Source organism: Pseudomonas sp. AE27 (assembly GCF_037113495.1).
Classification (GTDB): domain Bacteria; phylum Pseudomonadota; class Gammaproteobacteria; order Pseudomonadales; family Pseudomonadaceae; genus Aquipseudomonas; species Aquipseudomonas palmensis.
The window spans coordinates 1,247,976-1,266,833 of the sequence record NZ_CP146966.1; the positions used below are offsets into that span (position 1 = coordinate 1,247,976).

Genomic DNA, 18,858 nt, shown 5'->3' on the forward strand with positions numbered 1-18,858 from the left:
CAGCGCAGGGTTCGACGCTTGGCCTTGGCAGCAAACCGTCATTCTAACGCCCGCCGCAACGGCGAAGCTATTGCCGGCATTGGCCACAAGGCCAGTGCCGGGTGTCCGCATCCTGCCATACATGACAGTACATAGGTGTAGGTATGGCTGCTCATTATTTGAAAATAGTCATGTTTTTTCATTGACTCAGGTCAAAGCGGTAAATAGCATGCAGATACACAACTGTATGTTAAGAATAAAAACCGGAGGCCGACATGAGCGCAACTGCAAAGACTCTGCTCGCAGCAGGGCACCACACCCACTACCACGAGGCCGGCCAGGGCGAGCCGCTGTTCCTGCTGCACGGCTCGGGCCCGGGTGTTTCGGGTTGGGCCAACTGGGCCGCCAGCGTGCCGGTGTTCGCCGACCGCTGGCGGGTGATCGTGCCGGACATCGCCGGCTTCGGTTTCACCGAGTTCAAGGATGACGCCCGGTACGACATCAAGCTGTGGGTCAGCCACCTGATCGGCATCATGGATGCCCTGGATATCCAGAAGGCCTCCTTCATCGGCAACTCGTTCGGCGGCGCCCTGGCCATCGGCCTGGCGGTGTTCGCCCCCGAGCGCGTCAACAAGCTGGTGCTGCTCGGCACCCCGGCCGGCGAGTTCGTGCAGACCCCCGGCCTGCGCGGTGCCTGGGAATACGAGCCGTCGCTGGCCAACATGCGCCAGCTGATGGAGCTGTTCCCCTACGACAAGGCGCTGATCACCGACGCCATGGTGCAGGCCCGCTACGAGGCCAGTGCCCGGCCCGGTGCCCAGGCCGCCTTGCGCAAGCTGATCCCGCAGCCCGCCGCCGAAGGCCAGACGATGGTCAAGGGCTTCCCCGCCGCCGCGCTGGCCAAGATCGTGGCGCCGACGCTGGTGGTACACGGTCGCGAAGACTGTGTGGTGCCGCCGGAGTGCGGGCTGCTGATCGCCAACAGCATTGCCGACGCCGACCTGCACCTGTTCGGGCGCTGCGGTCACTGGGTCCAGAGCGAGCAGCCACGGCGCTTTGCCGCGCTGGTTCGCGACTTTCTCGGCGAGTAGTCCGGCATGAGCAGAAACGTGATGGAGCGGGTGCTGTGGCAGCTGTGCGTGGAGCGCGCGGCCAAGCAGCGCTTTCGTGAAGACGCCGCAGGCTTCGTGCAGCGCTTTGCCCTGGCCCCCGACGAGGCGCAGATGATCCTCGACTTCGACGTGGCCGGCCTGCAGGCGGCCGGGGTCAACCCGATGCTGACCATGGGCTTCTGGCAGGAGCTTTCGCCGCAACGCAGCATGCGCGTCTACAAGCAGCGCCTGGGCTGTACCGATGAACAAGGCGCGGGGTTTTCCGCCGCGCTCAAGGGGTGAACCGATGGGCAAGATAGTGGGCGGCTTCTGGATGCCGCATGACCCGGTGATGTTCGTGGCGCCCGATGCGCCACCGGCCGCACAACGCGATGCCGTATGGGGCGCCTATGCCCAATGCGCCGAGCGCCTGGCCGCCTTGCAGCCCACGGCGGTGATCATCGTCGGCTGCGATCACTACATCCTGTTCGGCCCCCATTGCCTGCCGCGCTACGTGATCGGCACCGGCGACGTGGACGGCCCCATCGACCGCCTGCCGGGCCTGGACCGGGGCGTGGTGCGCAACCACCAGGCGCTGGCCGAGCACATCGTCCATCACGGTGAAGGGCAGGGCGTGGACTGGACCGTGGCGCGCAGCTTCACCGTCGACCATTCGTTCTCGATCCCGCACCAGCTGGTGGTCAAGCCGGCCGAGGCCCTGCTGGGCCGTGAGCTGCCGAGCATCCCGGTGTACCTGGCGTGCGGCGTCGACCCGTACATCTCGCTGGAGCGCTCGGCCGACCTGGGCCGGCAACTGCGCGCGGCAGTCGAGGCATTCGACGCCGACGAGCGCGTGGTGATCATCGGCAGCGGCGGCATCAGCCACTGGGTAGGCACCGTCGAGATGGGCCAGGTGGCCGAGGACTTCGACCGCGAAATCCTTGCCCACGGGGTCAACGGCGACCTGCAGGCACTGTGCGCCTACCGCGACGAAGACATCCTGCGTCGGGCCGGCAACGGCGCGATGGAAATCCGCAACTTCGCCTGCGCCATGGCCGCCCTGGAGCGTCCGCGCGGTGAAGTGATCGCCTATGAAGCCGTGCCCGCCTGGGTCACCGGCCTGGGCTTTGTGCAACTCAACAACGAGGAGCCGGCATGAGCCGCGTACTGCTTTGCCAGCGTGACGAGCTGGCGCCGGGCGAACTGAAGAAGGTCGCCAACGGCGATGGCGATGCCCTGTGCGTCTACAACCTGGGCGGCACCTTCTACGCCACCACCGACATGTGCACCCACGCCACCGCCTCGCTGGCCGAAGGCGACATGGAAGACGACCTGATCACCTGCCCGGTGCACTGGGGCCAGTTCCATATCCCCAGCGGCAAGGCCGTGACCTTCCCCTGCGAACGGCACCTGCGCACCTACAAGGTCATCGTCACCGACCGCGAGGTGTATGCCGACACGGCCCTGGAAGCCGACGAGGCGCTGGCCGACGCCGACAGCCCGGTCTGACCGGGCGCCGTCCAACCGCATACCTGTGAGTCTGAACCATGGATAACAACAAGCACATACCGCTCAGAACCCTCGAAAGCACGCCCGCCCTGGGCAACCTCGACCGCCTCTGTGACATGCAGGAGGGGCGCCTGTCGGGCAAGGTGTTCTGGGACGAGGCGATCTACGAGCAGGAGCTGGAGAAGATCTTCGCGCGCTGCTGGCTGTTCGTCGCCCACGAATCCCAGCTGCCCAGGTCCGGCGACTACCTGACCACCTCGATGGGTGAAGACGAAGTGCTGGTGGTACGCCAGAAGGACGCCTCGATCAAGGTGTTCCTCAATGCCTGCCCGCACCGCGGCAACAAGGTGTGCTTTGCCGAGGCCGGCAACGCCCGCGGCTTCATCTGCAACTACCACGGCTGGTCGTTCGGCGCCGATGGCGGGCGCCTGATGGGCATGCACGAATCCAAGTGCTACGAAGAAAGCCAGTTCGACAAGTCCAGGCATGGCCTGCGCGAAGCCCGCGTGGCCAGCTACAAGGGCCTGGTGTTCGCCACCTTTGCCAGCGATGCGCCGACTCTGGAGGAGTACCTCGGGCCGATGACCTGGTACATGGACGTGATGCTCGACATGGACGAGGGCGGCAGCGAGTTCCTGGGCGGCTGCATCCGCTCCACCATCGAGTGCAACTGGAAGATCGCCGCCGAAAACTTCGTCGGCGACATCCTGCACGGCGGCTGGACCCACGACTCGGCGGCCAAGGCCATGCTCGGCGGCCCGGTGGCCAATGTCGGCGAACTGCCCGAATCCTACTCGGTGAACTGGAACGGCCACGGCTACGAGTTCGCCACCGACGTGGTCGGCAACGCCGCCACCCTGGGCGAAAAGGACATCAACAAGTACCTGCATGTGCTGCGCCCCAAGGTCGCCGAGCGCCTGGGCGAGTTCCGCTCGAAGCTGATCGGCGCGATCTCCTCGTTCACCGTGTTCCCCAACTTCTCGTTCCTGCCGGGGCAGAACACCGTGCGCATCTGGCAGCCGCGTGGCCCGCACAAGATCGAGCTGTTCACCTGGGTCATCGTCAACAAGAACGCCCCGCAGGACATCAAGGACAAATGGCGCCGTGGCGCGATGATGACCTTCTCGCCCACCGGCGTGTTCGAGATGGACGACGGCGAGAACTGGGAGTACTGCACCAAGACCAGCCGGGGCGTGGTCACGCGCTACCAGGACTTGTACGTGGGCCTGGGCATGCACACCCGCCTGGACGACAGCGAGCTGCCGGGCAACGTGTTCAAGGGCCAGCTCAACGAATGCAACGCGCGGGCGTTCTACCAGCGCTGGAAAGACCTGCTGCAGGCACCGACCTGGGCCGACGTACCAGACCGCAACGGCACGCTGCGCTGAGGGGGGCGAGATGACACACCAACTGCAGGACACCCCGGTGTCCATCGACGAGGCCCGCCGGGTCGAACAGTTTCTGCTGCGCGAGGCGCGCCTGCTCGACAACGAGTGCTGGGACCAATGGCTGCTGAGCCTGAGCGAAGCCATCCACTACTGGATGCCCGGCATCGAGAACCGTCGCCGCGAAGACAAGTCCGGGCCCTACCGCCTGGAGCACATGGCCTTCTTCGATGACGGCATGCGCGAGCTCAAGCGCCGCGTGGCGCGCTTCAAGCAGCCCTCGGCCTGGGCCGAGAACCCGCCCACGCGCAACGTGCACCTGGTCAGCAACATCGAGGTGTACGCCGGCGCCGAGCCGGGCGAGTACCTGGCGTACTCGTGCTTCGTCAACGTGCGCAGCCGCGGCCTGGATGAACACGCCCAGCTGGCCGGGCGGCGCGAGGACGTGCTGCGCCTGGAGGCCGAGGGCCTCAAGCTGCTCAAGCGCAAGATTCTGATCCCCAACGCGATGTTGCTGTGCAAGAACATCAACACGTTCCTATGAGGGCCTGCACATGGCTTGGTTGAAAGGGCAGGTGGCACTGGTCACCGGCGGTACCGGCGGCATCGGCAGCGCCATCGTGCGCCGCTACGTGGCCGAAGGCGCCAGGGTCGCGGTAATGGGCCGCGACGCGGCGCAACTGGCGGCGCTGGCTGCCGAGCTGGGCGATGCGGTGATCACCGTGCAGGGCGACGTGGCGCGCTATCAGGATAACCAGCGCGCCGTGGCCGCCACCCTGGAGGCGTTCGGCAGGCTCGACACCTTCGTCGGCAACGCCGCGGTGTTCGACTATTTCACCCGCCTGGACCGCATCGCCCCGCCGGATTTCGAGGGTGCGTTCCAGAAACTCTTCGCCACCAACGTGCAGGGCTACCTGCTCGGCGCGCAGGCGTCGATCGAGGCGCTGCGCCAAACCCGTGGCAGCATGATCTTTACCTTGTCCAACAGTGCCTTTTATGCCGGCGGTGGTGGCATTCTGTACGTCACCGCCAAGCATGCGCTGGTGGGCATGATCCGCCAGCTGGCCTACGAGCTGGCGCCGGACATCCGGGTCAACGGCGTGGCGCCGGGGGCGACCAACACGCCGATGAAAAGCCTGGATGGCCTGAACAGCCGCAGCGTACCGCTCAACCAGATCCCCGGGTTCGAGGCCGGTGTCGCGCAGGCTGTGCCCCTGCAACGGATTGCCGAGCCCGAGGACCACACCGGGCACTACGTGCTGCTGGCCTCGCGCGAGAATGCCGGGTTGACCACCGCCAACATCATCCACAGCGATGGCGGCTGGGAGATTCGCAGCGCCGGCCCCACGCGGTCGCGCAAGGCCTGAGCCTTGATAACCAGAACAAGAGAGATGCGTGATGACAACAACAAGCCTGAGTGCACCGCAACAGCAACTCCTGAACCTGTTCGCCGGGCTCGACCTGCCGGTGCTGGCCGCGCCGATGTTCCTGGTGTCGGGCCCGCGCCTGCTCGCCGCCAGCTGCCAGGCCGGCATCGTCGGCAGCCTGCCGGCGCCCAATGCGCGCACCGTCGAGCAACTGCAGCAATGGCTGGAACAGATCGTCGGCGAGCGTGACGCCGCGCAGCAGCGTGGCGAGCAGTGGGCGCCGTGGATGCTCAACATGATCGTGCACAGCACCTACGACCGCTTCGAGGCCGAGCTTGAGCTGGTGCGCCGTTACCAGCCGCCGATCGTTTCCACCGCCCTGGGCAGCCCCAAGCGCGTGCTCGACACCGTGCACGCCTATGGCGGGGTGGTGATCGCCGACGTGATCAGCCCGGCCCTGGCACGCAAGGCCGTGGCCGCCGGCGTCGATGGCCTGGTGCTGGTGTGCAACGGCGCCGGCGGGCATACAGGCAACTACAACCCGTTCGCCTTCGTCGCCGAAGTGCGCGAGTTCTGGGACGGCCCGCTGGGCCTGGCCGGGGCGATCTCCAACGGGCGCGACATCCATGCCGCGCAGGTGCTGGGCTGCGACTTCTCGCTGGTGGGCACGCGCCTGATCGCCACCCACGAAAGCCTGGTCGAGGACGCCTACCGCGACATGCTGGTGGAGTGCTCGCTGGACCAGGTGACCACCACCAAGGCGGTCAGCGGTGTGCTGGCCAACTGGATGCAGCCGTCGCTGGACAAGGCCGGCATCGACCCGCGCAGCGAAACCCGCCCCAGCATCGACTTCTCCGGCGACATCGCCACCGCCAACAAGGCGTGGAAACACGTGTGGTCGGCGGGGCAGGGCGTGGGCCAGATCACCCGCACCTGCAGCGTGGCCGAGCTGGTCGACGAACTGCACCAGGGCTATCGCCAGAGTCGCGCGCGCGCGTTGTAAGCCAACCGGACCCGTTCAGGAGCAACCCCATGACCCACCCCAACCTTCAGGCCGCCGCCGCAGCGCTGGCCCAGGCCCGCTCGACCCGCACCCCGTGCGGGCGCATTTCCGAGCGTTTCGACATCCAGTCGCTGCACGACGCCTACGCCGTGCAGGAACTCGCCACCCAGGCCGCGCTGGCCGCCGGCCGGCGCCTGAGCGGGCGCAAGGTCGGCCTCACCTCGCTGGCGGTGCAGCAGCAACTGGGCGTCGACCAGCCCGACTTCGGCATGCTGTTCGCCGACATGGAATGCCACGATGGCCAGGCCATCGACAGCACGCGGCTGATCCAGCCCAAGGCCGAGGGCGAGATCGCCTTCGTGCTGGGGCGCGACCTGCCCGACCCCGACACCACCCTGGGCGAGCTGCTGCGCGCGGTCGACCATGTGCTGCCGGCGCTGGAGATCGTCGACTCGGCCATCGAGGACTGGAAGATCACCCTGGTCGACACCGTGGCCGACAACGCCTCCTCGGGCCTCTACGTGCTGGGCAAGACCCCGGTCAGCCTGCACGGCCTGGACCTGGCCCTGGAAGGCATGCTGCTGGAGAAGAACGGTGCCCAGGCCGCCATCGGCGTGGGCGCCGCGTGCATGGGCAACCCGCTGGATGCCTGCCTGTGGCTGGCGCGCACCATGGCCCTGGCCGGGCGCCCGCTGCAGGCCGGTGACGTGCTGCTGTCCGGCGCGCTGGGGCCGATGGTGCCGGTGGTGGCGGGCGACAGCCTGCGCCTGCGCCTGACCCGCCTGGGCGAAGTGAGCTGTCGCTTCACCTGAGCCGTGCCGGCTTGAACCCGGCGGCCTGACCGACCGCCGGTACCTACAACAATAAAACCAGTGAGCAGCGGGCCGACGGCCTGCCGCGCTCACGAGGGCGTGCAATGTACGACTTCTTCAACGACCCCACCCAGCTGGCCCCCGCCCAGGTGCTGTACGAACCGCGTGCCGACGGCAGCTTCGTGCTCAGCTCGCCCGAGCCGCTGCAACCCTATGCGCGCTGCATCGGCCAGTGGCTGGAACACTGGGCCGAGCAGGCGCCGCAGCGTGCCTACCTGGCCGAACGGCGCGGCGCGGGCTGGTTCAGCCTGACCTACGAGCAGGTGCGCCAGCGCGTCGGCGCCCTGGCCCAGGGCCTGCTGGAACTGGACATCGCAGCCGGCCGGCCGCTGCTGATGCTCTCGGAAAACGACCTGGACCAGGCGCTGCTGACCCTGGCGGCGATGCACGTGGGCATCCCGGTGTCGACCATCTCGGTGGCCTACTCGCGCAATACCGGCAGCGGCTGCGCCAAGCTCAAGGCGATTGTCGAGGTGCTCAAGCCGGGGCTGATCTTCGTCAACGACGGCGATGCCTATGGCCGCGCCATCGCCCTGGTCGACCCGGACTGCCCGGTGGTGGCGGCGCGCAACGCCCAGGAAATCCCCGGTGCGCTGGCCCTGCCGCACCTGTACAAGGCCGAGACCCCGGCGGTGATGGCCGCCTTCGCGCGCCTGGATGGCGACACCCCGGCGCGCTACCTGATGACCTCCGGCTCCACCGGTGCGCCCAAGGCCGTGGTCAACACCCACGGCATGCTCTGCGCCAACCAGCAGGCGATTGCCCAGTGCTGGCGCTTTCTGGAGCAGGGCGAACTGATCGTGCTCGACTGGCTGCCCTGGAGCCACGTGTTCGGCGCCAACCACAACTTCAACCTGGTACTGCGCAACGGCGGCACCCTGTACATCGACGACGGCCTGCCGGTGCCGGGGCAGATCGACCGTACGCTGGAGAACATCCGCTCGGTCAGGCCCACGCTGTTCTTCAACGTGCCGCGCGGCTACGAGATGCTGCTGCCGCACCTGGAGCGCGACCCGGCGCTGGCCCAGGCCCTGTTCGGGCGCCTGCGCATGCTGTTCTATGCCGCTGCCGCCCTGCCGCAAAGCAGCTGGAGCCGGCTGGTGGCGTGTGCCGGGAAGGTGCGCGACACGCCGCTGTTCTTTGCCACCGAATGGGGCTCCACCGAAACCTCGCCGGTGGTCACCAGCGTGCATTTTGCCGCCGACAAGGCCGGCATCATCGGCCTGCCGGTACCGGGCACCGAGCTCAAGTTCGTGCCGGCCGGCGACAAGCTGGAGATGCGCGTGCGCGGCCCCTCGGTGTTCCCGCGCTACCTGGGCGACCCGGCCAGCACCCTGGCGGCGTTCGATGAAGAGGGCTTCTACCGTATCGGCGACGCCGGGCGCCTGGTCGACCCGGCGCGCCCCGAGCTGGGCGTGCAGTTCGACGGCCGCGTGACCGAGGACTTCAAGCTCAGCAGCGGCACCTGGGTGTCGGTGGGCACGCTGCGCCCACGCCTGGTCAGCGCGCTGGCGCCGTATGCCAGCGACTGCGTGATCGGCGGGCATGACCGCGACATGATCGGCGCGCTGGTCTACCCGTCCCAGGCCCTGCGCGACCTGCTCGGCGCCGAGGGCCAGCACATGAGCGGTGCACAGCTGGCGCTGCAGCCCGAGGTGCGCCTGGCGCTGTGCGCGGGCCTGCAGGCACTGGCCCGGGAATACCCGGCCTCGTCCCAGCATGCCGTGCGCCTGGTGATCCTCGATTCGCCGCCCAGCCTCAACGACGGCGAGATCACCGACAAGGGCTACATCAACCAGCGCACCGCCTTGAGCCTGCGCGCCGAGGCCGTGCAGCGCCTGTACGCCGACAGCCTCGACCCGAGCGTCATCCTCCTCGCCGAAGTCTACGGAGAAGCCGTATGAACCCTGCAAAATTCAATGTCGCCATCATCGGCTCCGGCAATATCGGCACCGACCTGATGATCAAGCTGCTGCGCCACGGCAAGCACCTGAAAATGGCCGTGATGGTCGGCATCGACCCGGCCTCCGACGGGCTGGAACGCGCCCGCCGCCTGGGCGTGGCCACCACCCACGAAGGGGTCGAGGGCCTGGCGCGCATGCCCGAGTTCGCCGATATCGACTTCGTCTTCGATGCCACCTCGGCCGGCGCCCATGTACGCAACGACGCCTACCTGCGCGCACGCAAGCCCGGCATCCGCCTGATCGACCTGACCCCGGCAGCCATCGGCCCATACTGCGTGCCGGTGGTGAACCTGGAGCAGAACCTGGCGCAGTTGAACGTCAACATGGTCACCTGCGGCGGCCAGGCGACCATCCCGATGGTGGCCGCGGTGTCGCGGGTGGCCAAGGTGCACTACGCCGAAATCGTCGCCTCGATTGCCAGCAAGTCCGCCGGCCCCGGCACCCGCGCCAACATCGACGAGTTCACCGAAACCACCTCCAAGGCCATCGAAGCCATCGGCGGTGCAGCCAGGGGCAAGGCGATCATCGTGATGAACCCGGCCGAGCCGCCGCTGATCATGCGCGATACCGTGTTCGTGCTCTCCGAAGCCTGCGAGCAGGCCCGCGTGCAAGCTTCCATCCACGAGATGGCCCAGGCGGTGCAGGCCTACGTGCCCGGCTACCGGCTCAAGCAGCAGGTGCAGTTCGAGGTGATCGAGCCCCAGGCGCCGCTGCTGATCCCGGGCCTGGGCCGCTTCAGCGGGCTCAAGACCTCGGTGTTTCTCGAAGTCGAAGGCGCCGCCCACTACCTGCCGGCCTACGCCGGCAATCTCGACATCATGACGTCCGCCGCGATGGCGACCGCCGAGCGCATGGCCCAGGCCATGGCGCACAACTGAGGATGCCCGCATGACGTTCAATCCCGCCAAGAAGCTCTACATCAGCGACGTGACCCTGCGCGACGGCAGCCACGCGGTGCGCCACCAGTACTCGCTGCAGAACGTGCAGGACATAGCCCGTGCGCTGGACAAGGCCAGGGTCGATTCCATCGAAGTGGCCCACGGCGATGGCCTGCAGGGCTCCAGCTTCAACTACGGGTTTGCCGCCCACACCGACCTGGAGTGGATCGAGGCCGTGGCCGACGTGATCAGTCACGTCAGGATCACCACCCTGCTGCTGCCCGGCATCGGCACGGTGCACGACCTCAAGGCCGCGTATGACGCCGGCGCCCGCGTGGTGCGCGTGGCCACCCACTGCACCGAGGCCGACGTGGCCCGCCAGCACATCGAATATGCGCGCGCGCTGGGCATGGACACCGTGGGCTTTCTGATGATGAGCCACATGATCCCGGCCGAGCAGCTGGCCGCCCAGGCCAAGCTGATGGAAAGCTATGGCGCCACCTGCGTGTACATGGCCGACTCCGGTGGGGCGATGAACATGCAGGACGTGCGTGATCGCTTTCGCGCGTTCAAGGCCGTGCTCAAGCCCGAGACCGAAACCGGCATGCATGCCCACCACAACCTCAGCCTCGGGGTCGCTAACTCGATCACCGCGGTGGAGGAGGGGTGCGATCGCATCGATGCGAGCCTGGCCGGCATGGGCGCGGGCGCCGGCAACGCGCCCCTGGAAGTGTTCATCGCCGCCGCCGAGCGCCTGGGCTGGAACCACGGCACCGACCTCTACACGCTGATGGATGCAGCCGACGACATCGTGCGCCCGTTGCAGGACCGCCCTGTGCGGGTAGACCGCGAATCGCTGGCGCTGGGCTATGCCGGGGTCTACTCCAGCTTCCTGCGCCACGCCGAAATCGCCGCGGCGCGCTATGGCCTGAAAACCGTCGACATCCTGGTCGAGCTGGGCAAGCGGCGCATGGTCGGCGGCCAGGAGGACATGATCGTCGACGTGGCGCTGGACCTGCTGGCCGCCGCCGGACGCGCGCAGTGACGGAGGGTACGCACATGAGCTTCACCCTGCAGATCCAGCCGGTCGGCCTGAGCTGCCCGGTCAACGCCGGGCAGAGCGTGCTCGACGCAGCCCTGGCCGATGGCCTGATGCTCAAGCACAGCTGCCGCACCGGCACCTGTGGCAGTTGCAAGGGCCAGGTGCTCAGCGGCGAGGTGGACCACGCCGACAGCCCGCTGGCAGTGCTCAGCGAAGCCGAGCGGGCCCAGGGCCTGGCGCTGTTCTGCTGCGCCAGGGCACGTTCCGACCTGGTCATCGACGCGCCGGAAGTCACCGAGCTGCGCGGCATCGGCATCCAGCAGATGGGCGTGCGCGTGGCCAGCCTCGACAAGGTCAGCCACGACGTGGCGGTGCTGCGCCTGATGCTCGCGCCGGGCGCCGCATTCGCCTACCTGCCGGGGCAGTACGTGCAGGTGCTGCTCAAGGACGGCAGCCGGCGCAGCTACTCGATGGCCACCGCAGCGGCGCGCGACAACCAGCTTGAGCTGCACATCCGGCACATGCCGGGCGGGGTGTTCAGCGGGCATGTGTTCAATGCGTTGCAGCCCAGGGCGATTCTGCGCATGGAGGGGCCGTTCGGTTCGTTCTACCTGCGCGACAGCCAACGGCCGATGGTGTTGCTGGCCAGCGGCACCGGCTTTGCCCCGGTGCAGGCGCTGCTCGAGCAACTGCGCGAGCGCGGCGACAACCGCCGCCCGGTGTACCTGTACTGGGGCGGGCGGCGCCGTGAGGACCTCTACCGGCATGAACAGCTGCAGGCCTGGGAGGCGCAGTTGCCGTGGCTGCGCTACACCCCGGTGCTGTCCGAGCCGGGCCCGACCTGCGACTGGCAGGGTGCCACCGGCTTCGTGCACCGCCAGGTGCTGCAGGACTTTCATAGCCTCAAGGGCTTCGAGGTCTATGCCTGCGGCGCGCCGATCGTGGTCGACTCGGCGCGACGCGATTTCGTCGAGCAGCGGGGGCTGGAGCCCGCGCATTTTCATGCCGATGCGTTCGTGTAGCTCAGGCCGGGCGACCCCACGCACAGCGGGTGGGTGATGGCGTCACCGTCCTCGGCCCTCAGGGCCCTGGCCGGTGACGCCCCCATGCAGCCTGGATACAAAAAGTTACCTTGGGAAAACCCATTCAAATCAACCCATTAGGAAATTTACGGGATTCAGATACAAAAAATTTCAAAACTCCCGTGTACAGCTGAGGAAGGCCAGGGGTAATTTCTCCTACAAGCTGCGCGGTCAACTCTGCAATGGAATGCAGCCTGTAGCATCCCGGATCTTCATGCCTCCACCGGGGTTGCACCTACAACAATAGAGGGAGCTATCCGTGAACTGCATTTTCTGTGCAATCGCCAAGAAAGAAGCACCGGCTGCCGTTGTCTACGAAGACGAGCAGTGCCTGGCCTTTCTCTCGATTCAGCCGATCACTCCTGGCCATGTCCTGGTCATTCCCAAGGCCCACGCAAGCGGCCTGGGTGATATCCCTCCTCAAACCTGTGGCCACATGATGCGTGTGGGTCAACGGATGGCGGCCGCCCTGCGTGAAAGCGGCCTGAGCCTCGAAGAACAGCCCTGTGAAGGTATCAACCTGCTGCTGTGCGATGGCGCAGTGGCCGGGCAGACCGTAGGTCACGCGCACCTGCATGTGCTGGCCCGTTTTGTCGGTGACGGTTTCAACCTGGGTCATGCGGACCTCCCGATCGCCACGCCACAGGTGCTGGGCGAGCGCGCCGAGCAGATCTGCCGAGCCTTGGCCTCGCTACCACCGAACTGACTGCACCTCGCTCTGGTTCAACGGCACGCCCGCCACTAGCGGGTGAGTGTCTGGCTGTGCGCAGCCCGTAAATCAACAACCTATGGCTATCTACGCAAGGAGGCGAAGCTATGTATTGTCCTGTGGAAACTTAAGTCGTGCGCTGGGCTGAGTTGAATACTACAGATCACAATAAGAAGGGATTTCTCATGCCGTCACTCGCCAGTAACAAGGCTGACTTGCCTTCGGCAAGTATGCAGTTGGTAAAGGATGATTCCGCCGGTTCGGCCATCTACAGTTTCTATGATTCAGTCCTCCAGGAGTTGTGCCAGTCTGACAAGGTAAAGGTCAGGCAGGTGGTAACGCCTGCGCAATTCATCGAACTTTCTCGTGCCCGTAGCCGGTTGTATGGGCAGCGCAAGATCTATTACAAGACGCTGTTTGGCAACTCGGTCGACAACACCGTGTGCCTGGATGAATACGACCCGCGTTCCTATGTGTTTGCCTTTTATCATGATGGTGAAATCATCGGCACTCAGCGTATTACGCCGTTCCCTCACGAGTCGGGTGAGTTCATCAGCCATGAACAACTGGTGCAGTTCTCCGGGCCCAACTACGAGCACGAGTGCGTCGAACTTTCGCGCCTGATCGTCGACAAGCATGCCCCGGTCAAGAACGTGGTCAACGGGCTGGCCATGACCGGTGCCTCGCTGGTGGCCCTGCAAGGCGGCTACAAGACGTTCATCACCTATGTGAAGCCACGGCTGGCGCCGAAGTTCGACAGCTTCGTGTTCGATCAGGACGGCATCTTCTTCCAGATCAAGGCCCGTGGCGATCATTACTACGCCCTGTACAAAGGCGATCTGATGCCGTCGGTCACGCCCTTCTTCGGCCTGCCCAGCTGCCCGGCAGACCTGAAGGACGTCGATGACCTGATTCGCCATACCTTGGCCGCCCGTCACGCGAGGCAGTCACTGGCGGGATAAGCATCACACAATAACGACAACATTGAGGTTGATCCAAGATGGAAGCCAGGAACAAAGAAGTGGTCATCGAGTTTTACGAGCGCATGTTTGGTCAGCGTGAACTGGCGGTTGCCGATACCTTGATTGCCGAGGACTACGTGCAGCACAACAACGTGTTCATTCCCCCGCGCCGCGAAGGCTTCAAGACCTACTTCACGCAGTTCTTCAAGACGTTCCCCGAGTCGGGTACCAGTATCGAGCGGGTCTGCGCCGAAGGCGATTATGTCTTCCTGTATGCCAAGCACTGGGCCAAGCACAGGTTCTTCACGGTGAACTACAAGGTGATCGATATCTACCGTGTTGAAAATGGTGTGCTGATGGAACACTGGGACACTATCGAAGGCCTGGGCTTCTTTTCCAAGTTCATCTACATCATCAAGTCCGTGCTGCGCCTGTAACGCCGTATTCGCCTGACCGTATAACACGTGTCATGAACGATTTATCAACACGCCAAGGAAGAGAGTGAAATGACTGAAGTGACCGCGTTTCGCAAAGAGCTCAAAGCCATCTGTGACGCCGAATGGGAAAAGATCAAGGCCGGCCGTTTCTTCCAGATGATGAAGCGTCCCGAACTGCAGCGTGAGCTGTACATCAAGTCGATTGTCCAGGTGTACCACTACACCAAGAACAACGCGATCAACCAGGCGGTGGCGTGCTGGAACCAGGACCACAAGAAGGTCGGCCTGCTGCGTTTCGCGATGAAGCATGCGCTGGAAGAACTGGGCCATGAAAACATGGCGTACAACGACCTGATCGCCATTGGCGTGGACCCGTCGGAGTTCGAGAAACCGATGCTGCCGGCCACCGAGGCGTTCTACGGCTACCTGGACTTCGTTTCCGTATGCCGCGGCATCATTCCGCGCCTGGGCTACAGCTTCTGGGCCGAGGACTGCTATGAGCACCTCGAACCCCTGATGGACGTGTGCAAGAACCATCTCAAGCTGACCGACCAGCAACTGACCTTCTTCGTCGCCCACGCGATCATCGACGAGAAGCACTCCGAGCAGGTCAACGCCGCCATCGACCGCTGGGTCGTGACCGACGAAGAAAAAGAGGCGGTCAAGCAAGTGGCCCGCACCACGGTCTACCTGATGGGCAAGATCCTCGAGTCGGTCGCCGACGAGTTCTGATTGATCGGCACCAGGCGTCCTCGCGCACCCCGCTGCGCGAGGACTTTTTCACATGGCGTGCACAACAATAAAAACGATTGGCTGGTCATGGCGTTTGTCGAACCGCCTGGCGGCCACGGTCAATCCACCAGGAGGTGCCATGAGTAGTAATAGCGACATGATTACCTGGGGCATGATGCTGCGCAAAATTCCCTCGATCACTCGGGCCATTCCTCGGCTCGTCAGGGGCCTCAAGGTTTCCAAACTCAAGGCCGATCAGCCCTGTGGCCTGGGCTGGGCCTTCGAACAGGCGGTTGCGCGCAACCCTCAAGGGCCGGCGCTGCTCTACAAGGACACGCGCTTCAGTTACGAACAGGTCAACCAGTGGGCCAACCGTTTCGCCCACTACCTGCTGGCCCGTGGCCTGAAAAAAGGCGATGTGGTAGGCATCTTCATCGAGAACCGCCCCGAATTGCTGGTCAGCGTACTGGCCGTGAGCAAGATCGGCGGCATCTGCGCCATGCTCAACACCTCGCAGACCAACAACGTGCTGATCCACAGCCTGGGCCTGGTCAACCCGTCGGCGATCATCGTCGGCCAGGAGCTGGTGCCATCGTTCGAGGCGGTGCGCGACGAGGTGGCCATCGACAGGCAGCGCACCTTTTTCCTGGCCGACACCGACACCACGCGCGATGCCGGCATCGCCCCCGAGGGCTACGTCAACCTGACTCTTGCCAGTCAGGGGCACGCTACGGCCAATCCGGCGACTACCCAGCAGGTCTACCTCGACGACGCCTGCTTCTACATCTACACCTCCGGTACCACCGGCCTGCCCAAGGCCGGGGTGTTCAAGCATGGGCGCTGGATGAAGGTCTACGGCAGCTTCGGCATGATCGCCCTGGACATGCGCCCCGATGACATCGTCTATTGCACCTTGCCGCTGTATCACGGCACCGGCCTGTGCGTGAGCTGGGGTTCGGCATTGGCCGGTGCCTCGGGCTTCGCCATCCGCCGCAAGTTCAGCGCCAGCCAGTTCTGGGAAGACACGCGCAAATTCAAGGCCACCACCATCTGCTACGTCGGTGAACTGTGCCGCTACCTGATCGATCAGCCTGCGGCCGGCAACGATGGCGACAACCCGGTGGTGAAGATGATCGGCAACGGCCTGCGTCCGGGCGTGTGGCTCGACTTCAAGAAACGCTTCAACATCGAGCGGGTCTGCGAGTTCTACGCCGCCAGTGACGGCAACATCGGCTTTACCAACATCCTCAATTTCGAGAACACCATCGGCTTTGCCATCAACGCCTGGTCGCTGGTGGAGTACGAACACGACACCGGCGAACCACGGCGCAACGCCGACGGATTCATGCAGAAGGTCGGTAAGGGCGGTCAGGGCCTGTTGCTGGCCAAGATCGACGACGACGCCCCGTTCGATGGCTACACCGACCCGGAGAAGAGCAAGAAGGTGGTGCTCTACGACGTGTTCGAAAAGGGCGACCGCTACTTCAACAGCGGCGACCTGATTCGCGATATCGGCTTTGGCCATGCCCAGTTCGTCGACCGCCTGGGGGATACCTTCCGCTGGAAGGGCGAGAACGTCTCCACCACCGAAGTCGAGAACATCATGGTGCAGCACCCCCACATTGCCGAAGCCGTGGCCTACGGGGTGGAAATCAAGAACACCAACGGTCGCGCCGGGATGGCCGCCATCACCCCGTCGGCGCCACTGGAGCAGCTGGATTTCTGCGACCTGCTGCGCTTCGTCAAGAGCCAGATGCCTCACTACGCGGTGCCGATGTTCTTGCGCGTCAAGACCTGCATGGAAACCACCGGCACCTTCAAGTACCAGAAGACCAAGCTCAGAAGCGAAGCCTTCGACCCCAGCCAGACCGGCGAAGACCCGGTGTATGCCTGGCTGCCGGGCACCGAAACCTACGTGCGGGTGACCGATCAGGTGCTGCAGGACATTCATGGCGGCAAGTTCCGCTACTGAAGGGCAACCGCGCCAGCGGCGCACCGCAAGGCCTGCCTGCATGCATGCGCAAGGCTGCTCACTGGAGCGGGCGGCCTTGCGATCCACTTTCAGCTTCACCGCCCTGCAACTTCTGCCTGCCGGATTCTGCAGCAGCCCGTCGTGACCCCCACCGCTTGATTGCGCGCCTGATGCTCTGCCCCTTGCGGTACAGGGCATTCCGGAGTACAGCTGATGGCAGGATGCCTTCAGTTGTGGCATCGCAGGAGCGTTTCATGATGTCGACCCCCTTACTGCCGGTGCCGCTGCCGCACAAGCGTGACGTGCGCCTGGCCGTGCTGCTGTTGCTGGTGATCTGCGTATCGCTGGCATCGCTGACGGCCTGGAAGATATGGGCTGCACGTCAGCGCGCGCTGAACGAGGTTCAGGTACACAGCCTCAACCTGACCCAGGCACTGGATACCTATGCCGAGGGCATCATCCGCCAGAGTTCGATGATGCTGCTGGGCCTGAGCGAGCGGCTCGAAGTCGATGGCGGCGGGCCGCAGCAACTGGCGCGCCTGGCCGGGCTGGTGGAGGAGCAGAACGAACTGCTGACGCAACTGCATGGGCTGACCGTCTATGGCCCGACGGGCGAATGGCTGATGTCGACCAACGGCCCGATTCCGGACGGTGCGAACAGCGCCGACCGCGAGTTCTTCATCCACCATCGCGACAACCCGTCCCGCGAGGTGTTCATCGGCCCGCCGATCCGCAGCCGCTCCACCCATGACTGGGTGATCACCGTCAGCCGGCGTTTCGAGCAGCCCGGGGGACAGTTCGCCGGGGTGATCGCGGTGACCCTGGGGGTGGAGAACTTTCTGCGCCTGTTCGGCAAGATCGACGTGGGCAAGGACGGTGCGATCGCGCTCACCTACACCAGTGGGCGCATCCTGGTGCGCTACCCGTTTCGCGAGCAGGACATGGGCCGCGACTTTTCCCGGTCGCCGATCTACACCCGCTACCTGGTGGAAAACTCGGTGGGCACGGCTTCGTTTGCCTCGAGCCTGGATGGGGTGGAGCGCCTGTATGCGTTTCGCAAGAACGAGCACCTGCCACTGGTGACCACCGTGGCCATCGGCAAGCGCGAGGCCCTGGACGCCTGGCGCATGGAGGCGTGGCTGACGGTGGGGCTGGTGCTGGCGTTGCAGGGGGTGATCGCGGTGATTGGCCGGCTGCTGATCCGCGACATCCGCCATCGTGCCGAGATGGATGCGCAACTGCTGGTGGCGCGCGAAGAACTGCTGGCCACCAACCGGCAGCTGGCGGTGCTGGCCACCCACGACACGCTCACCGGGCTGGCCAACCGCCGGCGTTTCGACGAGGTGCTGGCCAGCGAAGTGCGGCGTGCCCAGCGCGAGGCCCAGCCGCTGGCGCTGCTGCTGATCGATATCGATCATTTCAAACGCTTCAATGACGCCTACGGACACATCGGCGGTGACGAATGCCTCAAGGCGGTGAGCGCCTTGTTGCGCGAGTGCGTGCGCCGCCCGACGGATGTGGTGGCGCGTTATGGCGGGGAAGAGCTGGCGATGGTGCTGCCCAATACCGAGGTGGCGGGCGCGGTGGTGGTGGCCGAGACGGTGCTGGCGCGGTTGGCCGAGCTGAACATCGTGCATGCTGGCAGCCCGTTCGGGCGGGTGTCGGTGAGTATCGGCGTGGCAGGCATGGCGGGGCAGGGCGAAACGCCCCTGACGCTGGTGGCGGCGGCCGATCAGGCGCTGTATGCGGCCAAGGCGGCGGGGCGCAATCGGTGTGTGGTGTTCGAGGGGGGCGGTGCTGCCCATCGCGGGTCAAGCCCGCTCCCACAGGGGTAGCGCAAGCCTCTGTAGGAGCGGGCTTGGCCCGCGAAGAGG

At 65.3% G+C, this 18,858-nt stretch carries 19 protein-coding genes; all 19 read left to right on the plus strand.

All coding sequences use genetic code 11. From position 1 onward, the window contains the following. Positions 1-254: 254 nt before the first annotated feature. The 19 genes from V9K84_RS05885 (at position 255) to V9K84_RS05975 (ending at position 18,819) form a co-directional block, all read left to right on the plus strand. Entirely contained in the window at positions 255-1,070 is an 816-nt protein-coding gene (locus V9K84_RS05885; RefSeq protein ID WP_088515455.1) for an alpha/beta hydrolase, read from the plus strand. A 6-nt stretch (positions 1,071-1,076) separates the two neighbouring features. Then, entirely contained in the window at positions 1,077-1,373 is a 297-nt protein-coding gene (locus V9K84_RS05890) for an extradiol ring-cleavage dioxygenase (RefSeq protein ID WP_043861074.1), read from the plus strand. Positions 1,374-1,377: 4 nt separating this feature from the next. Next, positions 1,378-2,229, plus strand: a complete 852-nt coding sequence (locus V9K84_RS05895; protein WP_058541176.1) for a protocatechuate 3,4-dioxygenase — start codon at positions 1,378-1,380, stop codon at positions 2,227-2,229. Further along, positions 2,226-2,579: a non-heme iron oxygenase ferredoxin subunit gene (locus V9K84_RS05900; RefSeq protein WP_043861076.1), complete on the plus strand. Its 354-nt coding sequence runs from the start codon at positions 2,226-2,228 to the stop codon at positions 2,577-2,579. Before V9K84_RS05895 ends, V9K84_RS05900 begins: the two co-directional genes overlap by 4 nt. Positions 2,580-2,617: 38 nt before the next feature. Then, positions 2,618-3,967: an SRPBCC family protein gene (locus V9K84_RS05905; protein ID WP_043861077.1), complete on the plus strand. Its 1,350-nt coding sequence runs from the start codon at positions 2,618-2,620 to the stop codon at positions 3,965-3,967. A 10-nt stretch (positions 3,968-3,977) separates the two neighbouring features. Beyond that, positions 3,978-4,508: a 3-phenylpropionate/cinnamic acid dioxygenase subunit beta gene (locus tag V9K84_RS05910; protein WP_043861078.1), complete on the plus strand. Its 531-nt coding sequence runs from the start codon at positions 3,978-3,980 to the stop codon at positions 4,506-4,508. A 10-nt stretch (positions 4,509-4,518) separates the two neighbouring features. Then, positions 4,519-5,331, plus strand: coding sequence for a 3-(cis-5,6-dihydroxycyclohexa-1,3-dien-1-yl)propanoate dehydrogenase (gene hcaB / locus V9K84_RS05915; protein ID WP_088515454.1), 813 nt, complete (start codon positions 4,519-4,521; stop codon positions 5,329-5,331). Positions 5,332-5,362: 31 nt separating this feature from the next. After that, positions 5,363-6,334, plus strand: a complete 972-nt coding sequence (locus V9K84_RS05920) for a nitronate monooxygenase (protein WP_043861080.1) — start codon at positions 5,363-5,365, stop codon at positions 6,332-6,334. 29 nt (positions 6,335-6,363) lie between these two features. Then, positions 6,364-7,146, plus strand: coding sequence for a fumarylacetoacetate hydrolase family protein (locus V9K84_RS05925; RefSeq protein WP_058541174.1), 783 nt, complete (start codon positions 6,364-6,366; stop codon positions 7,144-7,146). Between the two features lie 104 nt (positions 7,147-7,250). Then, positions 7,251-9,110 carry a feruloyl-CoA synthase gene (locus V9K84_RS05930; RefSeq protein ID WP_088515453.1) on the plus strand — a complete coding sequence of 620 codons (1,860 nt, stop codon included), beginning with the start codon at positions 7,251-7,253 and terminating at the stop codon, positions 9,108-9,110. Continuing rightward, positions 9,107-10,048 carry an acetaldehyde dehydrogenase (acetylating) gene (locus tag V9K84_RS05935; protein WP_043859792.1) on the plus strand — a complete coding sequence of 314 codons (942 nt, stop codon included), beginning with the start codon at positions 9,107-9,109 and terminating at the stop codon, positions 10,046-10,048. Before V9K84_RS05930 ends, V9K84_RS05935 begins: the two co-directional genes overlap by 4 nt. A gap of 10 nt (positions 10,049-10,058) precedes the next feature. Next, positions 10,059-11,093 (plus strand): 4-hydroxy-2-oxovalerate aldolase, encoded by a 1,035-nt coding sequence (gene dmpG, locus V9K84_RS05940; RefSeq protein ID WP_088515452.1) that lies wholly within the window; start codon positions 10,059-10,061, stop codon positions 11,091-11,093. 14 nt (positions 11,094-11,107) lie between these two features. Further along, positions 11,108-12,112: a CDP-6-deoxy-delta-3,4-glucoseen reductase gene (locus V9K84_RS05945; RefSeq protein ID WP_088515451.1), complete on the plus strand. Its 1,005-nt coding sequence runs from the start codon at positions 11,108-11,110 to the stop codon at positions 12,110-12,112. A 319-nt stretch (positions 12,113-12,431) separates the two neighbouring features. Next, complete coding sequence (locus V9K84_RS05950) at positions 12,432-12,878, plus strand: HIT family protein (RefSeq protein WP_058541171.1); 447 nt, start codon at positions 12,432-12,434, stop codon at positions 12,876-12,878. Between the two features lie 188 nt (positions 12,879-13,066). Beyond that, entirely contained in the window at positions 13,067-13,843 is a 777-nt protein-coding gene (locus V9K84_RS05955) for a hypothetical protein (protein WP_231390606.1), read from the plus strand. 38 nt (positions 13,844-13,881) lie between these two features. Further along, positions 13,882-14,280 carry an ester cyclase gene (locus V9K84_RS05960; protein WP_043859797.1) on the plus strand — a complete coding sequence of 133 codons (399 nt, stop codon included), beginning with the start codon at positions 13,882-13,884 and terminating at the stop codon, positions 14,278-14,280. Between the two features lie 69 nt (positions 14,281-14,349). Beyond that, complete coding sequence (locus V9K84_RS05965) at positions 14,350-15,012, plus strand: iron-containing redox enzyme family protein (protein WP_043859798.1); 663 nt, start codon at positions 14,350-14,352, stop codon at positions 15,010-15,012. 139 nt (positions 15,013-15,151) lie between these two features. After that, complete coding sequence (locus V9K84_RS05970) at positions 15,152-16,984, plus strand: long-chain-acyl-CoA synthetase (RefSeq protein WP_088515450.1); 1,833 nt, start codon at positions 15,152-15,154, stop codon at positions 16,982-16,984. A 257-nt stretch (positions 16,985-17,241) separates the two neighbouring features. Beyond that, on the plus strand, positions 17,242-18,819 hold the full coding sequence (locus tag V9K84_RS05975) for a diguanylate cyclase (protein ID WP_088515469.1): 1,578 nt from the start codon (positions 17,242-17,244) through the stop codon (positions 18,817-18,819). The last annotated feature ends 39 nt before the right edge of the window (positions 18,820-18,858 follow it).